The following is a 3,727-nucleotide window of genomic DNA, read 5'->3' as shown; positions in this document are numbered from 1 at the left end:
GTTTGGAGATATCGTCACCACCGTTATTTCCTGTGCCAACGGCGAAACCGCACGACACCAACCTGCCGCGGCCGTACTCACTTGGGTACCGGGTGCAGGGAACCAAAGGCATCTGGATGAAGGATGGAGATCAAATTTACATCGAGGGGCGGAGTCCTGAGCCGCATAAGTGGGAGCCATCCGAGCCTTACCTCGAGGAGTTCGACCACCCGTTGTGGAAGCGATTCAGCAAAGAGGCGGAAGGTTCCGGGCACGGCGGCATGGACTTTTATGTCCTGAATGCTTTTGTGGAATCGGTCAAAAGAAAGGCGCCACCGCCGCTGGATGTTTACGATGCTGCCGCCTGGAGTGTGATTACACCGTTGTCGGAACAATCCATTGCCGAAGGGGGTGAGCCGAAAGCCTTCCCGGATTTCACCAAAGGCCGCTGGATACGCCGCAAACCGGTGTTCGGGTTTGGTGATGAATATTGATTAGTGGTTACAAAATACTGTCTTTGCGAGTGCCTCTCAGCGAAGCAATCTTTTGGTTCTCTGGTCGCTTTTTTCAAATTATAGAGAACTTTCAGAGAGAGGTTCTTAGCATAAAGAGAGACAAAAAGGGGCAATGAGCATGGCCAAATTTTTCTGTATCTTGGACAAAGTCACTTCTATAGAATTTCACGGCAACGCGTAAAGGGATTTTGCTGAAATAAACTAATTTGAAAATTTTCTTCGATTTTGGGAAAAATCACTAATAATTCTTGAGACTAAATTATTTTTTTAAGGTGAGCCCAAAATTAGGCTTATTAAAAATGTTCAAATGACGCGGTCAAATTAAGGTGAATTACTTTCTCCATTATTTTTTTCTATTTCCGATTTCAACTTAAGTTTTTGTAATTCTTCTATGGATTTAAGGCGGACAAGATCAATCGTATGCTGTTCAACAGCGCCGGAATCGCGAGTGGAATTTACTTTGTGCGTCTCACCGTTCTGGATTTACTCATGAAAAAAATTCCGTTAAGTAATTTAGTTAAGACTTCGAGGTGGGACTACAATCTCACAAACAACTTCCCCGCGTGCTGCTTAACCAGATCTTTCAGCTCAAGAGATAGCAGGGTCGACAAGACCCGGGATGTACTTTGTCCCGTACTCGAGGCGATTTCATCGATGTGTCTGGGCTCATTTGTCAGGATGTCAAAAAGAGCTTTCTCAGCCTCCGTTAATGAACTGACTTCGCGGGTCGGTGCGTCTTTCCTGAGCATCGGAGCCAACTGCGGCTGAAGTTCATCCAGAATATCTTCAACTGAAGTTACCACTTTTGCTCCCTGCTTAATCAGCTCGTTTGTGCCAAAGCTTTTTGCACTGTCAATGTTTCCGGGAACCGCAAAGACTTCGCGGTTTTGGTCTAAAGCCATGGAAGCGGTGATCAGCGCCCCGCTTTTGATTCCGGCTTCAATCACCACAATGCCCAAACTCAGTCCGCAAATGATTCGGTTTCGGCGCGGGAAGTTGGTTCTATCCGGGCCGGTGCCTAATGGAAACTCCGACAACAAAACCCCATTCGATGCAATCTTTTTTGCAAGCGCTCTGTTTTCATTCGGATAAATGACATCCACACCGGAACCCAGGACTGCGATTGTCCGGCTGCCGTTTTGCAGCGCGTGACGATGTGCCAGGGTATCGACTCCGTAAGCGAGACCACTGACAATCGTGAGCCCCTTTCTGGATAACCCGGAGGTTAATTTTTCAGCGATCCGTTTGCCATAGTTACTGGGGAGACGCGTTCCCACAATGGCAATTGAATACCTGTCCTCTGCGGCAAAATCACCTTTGACGAATAAGAATACCGGGGGATCATAAATCTCTTTTAATCGCTTAGGGTAATCCTCATCCCAAAAAGTGACGAGTCGCGCCCCGGTGCTTTCAAGTTTCTCTACCTGTTCTCTGGCAAATTGTTTTCCATCAAACGTCCTGATGTCTTCCGCGATTTTTTGATCGATTCCCGCTACTTTGCACAGCTCACCAAGGGGAGCTTTTGATACTTTTCTTACAGAGCGAAAGTGTCCAACTAAGGCGCGCATTTTGTTGGGCCCGATACCGGGCACTGCGCTCAACCGCAGTAATTCCTCTTGTTCATTCTTCAGGGAAATCATATTTTTTCAATATGAATGATGGTTGAAATAATTAGGTAAAAAATAATTCCCCAGCGAATGGCGCCGAATTTATTTTCATTTGAACTCGGTTAAATTGGTCGTTGCCAACACCCCCCTTTTATCCCCCCTCAAGGGGGGAATTTCTGTGAGGTATACATTAACTCTATAACCGCTGGATGGAGATTCTTAGTGGAAAATCAAACTTGAGTTTTTCCGGGATCATACAGACTCGATCGTTGCAAGCCTGGAATGTAATCGTCGCTTTTATAGTATGGTTGCCCGCTTCAGGCCGGTTTTTTATGCGAAGAAAAGTCTTTACACTAATTCTGTCAGGTAAAATATGGAAGGTTTCCTGCAGAGATTCTATTTTAAACGTTTTGGTTTCAGGATATTTAAATTCATCCACTTCAAAATTCGGACTGGATTCAAATTCGATATCCAATGGGATGAATCCCTCCGGAATCGGCTTTCCATAAAGATGGAATCCATCCTTTAAATCGATGTCGACCTGAACAGAAAGCAGCTGAGAGCGGTAGGCAACCGTATCGCTAATCGCTATGCTGCCAATCAAATAACTCTTCTCAAAAATGTGAACATTAGAGTCTTGCTTCTTCTTCAACATGGTGACGAGGACATTCTCAGCAGTTGGCCGCGCTCGATAAGATTGCTCGAAATGTTTATCAACAACTCTCAGATTTTCATCAATCACATAAATTCCCGGGTGCGGGATGCCGAATCCACGGCTGCCGGAATCGACTTCAGTATTGAATATACCAAAACTCTTGATGACCTCACTGCCTTCATCTGCAAGAAGGGGATAGGTGATCTGGTATTTGTCGGAGAAAGCTTTCAAAACACTGACGGGATCGTAGCTTATGGCAAGCACATTCAGGCCTTTGTTACGAAACTGCGCCGACTTTTCCTGGAACTCAACGAGTTGCCTTCGACAAAATGGTCACCAATCTGCGCTGCGATAAAGGTTTAGAACGGCGCCATTCTTGCCCAGCAGGTCTTTTAGACTTCTGAGTTCACCGAATTGATCGAGTAAACTAAAATCAGGAACTTTTTCACCGATTGCCGGTCCGGTCGAAAAACCCAATTCCGGATCGATGGGATAGCTATTTATATCGGAGTTTTGAGAGAAAAGTGGACTCGCGGTGAAAACCAGGATCGTCAAAGATTTTATTAAACCTTCAATGACCTGTTTGGCTTTTTTATTACCCCTCATATACCAGATTAAGACATCAGTATTAACCAGCATTCTTAACTCTGCCCTGTCTTAAGTTTTGAACGTAATCCTCAACGTTTTTTACAGCATCATTATCTTGCCAAATGCCAAACAATTCATCTCCAGCCGATTTATTACTCTGTTCATTACCTATTGGGACGAGTTTTGCGCAAGGTTTACCGCGGTAGGTGATGATTACTTCCTCACCTCGTGACACTGTATCAAGTAGTTCCTTTGTGTTAAATCTTAACTCTTTAGCTGTTGCACGCATTCTATTTTCCAAAAACTTAAAAAGTTTATACTTTGAAAGGATAAACTATAAAAGATAGAAAGTCAATTAGAATAATTCATTTCTCCTCCACGGC

5 protein-coding genes are annotated in these 3,727 nt (G+C 44.6%); 1 reads left to right on the top strand and 4 read right to left on the bottom strand.

The window, feature by feature from the left end; genetic code table 11:
* Positions 1-32: 32 nt before the first annotated feature.
* Entirely contained in the window at positions 33-473 is a 441-nt protein-coding gene (locus IH879_21315) for a hypothetical protein (GenBank protein ID MCH7677467.1), read from the top strand.
* 557 nt (positions 474-1,030) lie between these two features.
* Here IH879_21315 and dprA read toward each other — a convergent pair.
* The 4 genes from dprA to IH879_21295 form a co-directional block, all read right to left on the bottom strand.
* The gene (gene dprA, locus IH879_21310; GenBank protein MCH7677466.1) at positions 1,031-2,134 is read right to left on the bottom strand and encodes a DNA-protecting protein DprA; all 1,104 of its coding nucleotides are present in this window, start codon (positions 2,132-2,134) and stop codon (positions 1,031-1,033) included.
* Between the two features lie 163 nt (positions 2,135-2,297).
* On the bottom strand, positions 2,298-3,020 hold the full coding sequence (locus IH879_21305; protein MCH7677465.1) for a redoxin domain-containing protein: 723 nt from the start codon (positions 3,018-3,020) through the stop codon (positions 2,298-2,300).
* 69 nt (positions 3,021-3,089) lie between these two features.
* The gene (locus tag IH879_21300; protein ID MCH7677464.1) at positions 3,090-3,395 is read right to left on the bottom strand and encodes a hypothetical protein; all 306 of its coding nucleotides are present in this window, start codon (positions 3,393-3,395) and stop codon (positions 3,090-3,092) included.
* Positions 3,385-3,633: a type II toxin-antitoxin system prevent-host-death family antitoxin gene (locus IH879_21295; protein MCH7677463.1), complete on the bottom strand. Its 249-nt coding sequence runs from the start codon at positions 3,631-3,633 to the stop codon at positions 3,385-3,387. Before IH879_21295 ends, IH879_21300 begins: the two co-directional genes overlap by 11 nt.
* Between the last annotated feature and the right edge of the window lie 94 nt (positions 3,634-3,727).

The sequence above is a fragment of the candidate division KSB1 bacterium genome (assembly GCA_022562085.1).
In the GTDB taxonomy this organism is placed as follows: Bacteria; Zhuqueibacterota; Zhuqueibacteria; order Oceanimicrobiales; family Oceanimicrobiaceae; genus Oceanimicrobium.
This window is presented reverse-complemented; position numbering and strand designations above follow the sequence as displayed.

Coding starts and splice junctions, on each gene's coding strand:
- IH879_21295 (MCH7677463.1), bottom strand. CDS start 3,633: ATGCGTGCAACAGCTAAAGAGTTAAGATTTAACACAAAGGAACTACTT.
- IH879_21300 (MCH7677464.1), bottom strand. CDS start 3,395: ATGCTGGTTAATACTGATGTCTTAATCTGGTATATGAGGGGTAATAAA.
- dprA (MCH7677466.1), bottom strand. CDS start 2,134: ATGATTTCCCTGAAGAATGAACAAGAGGAATTACTGCGGTTGAGCGCA.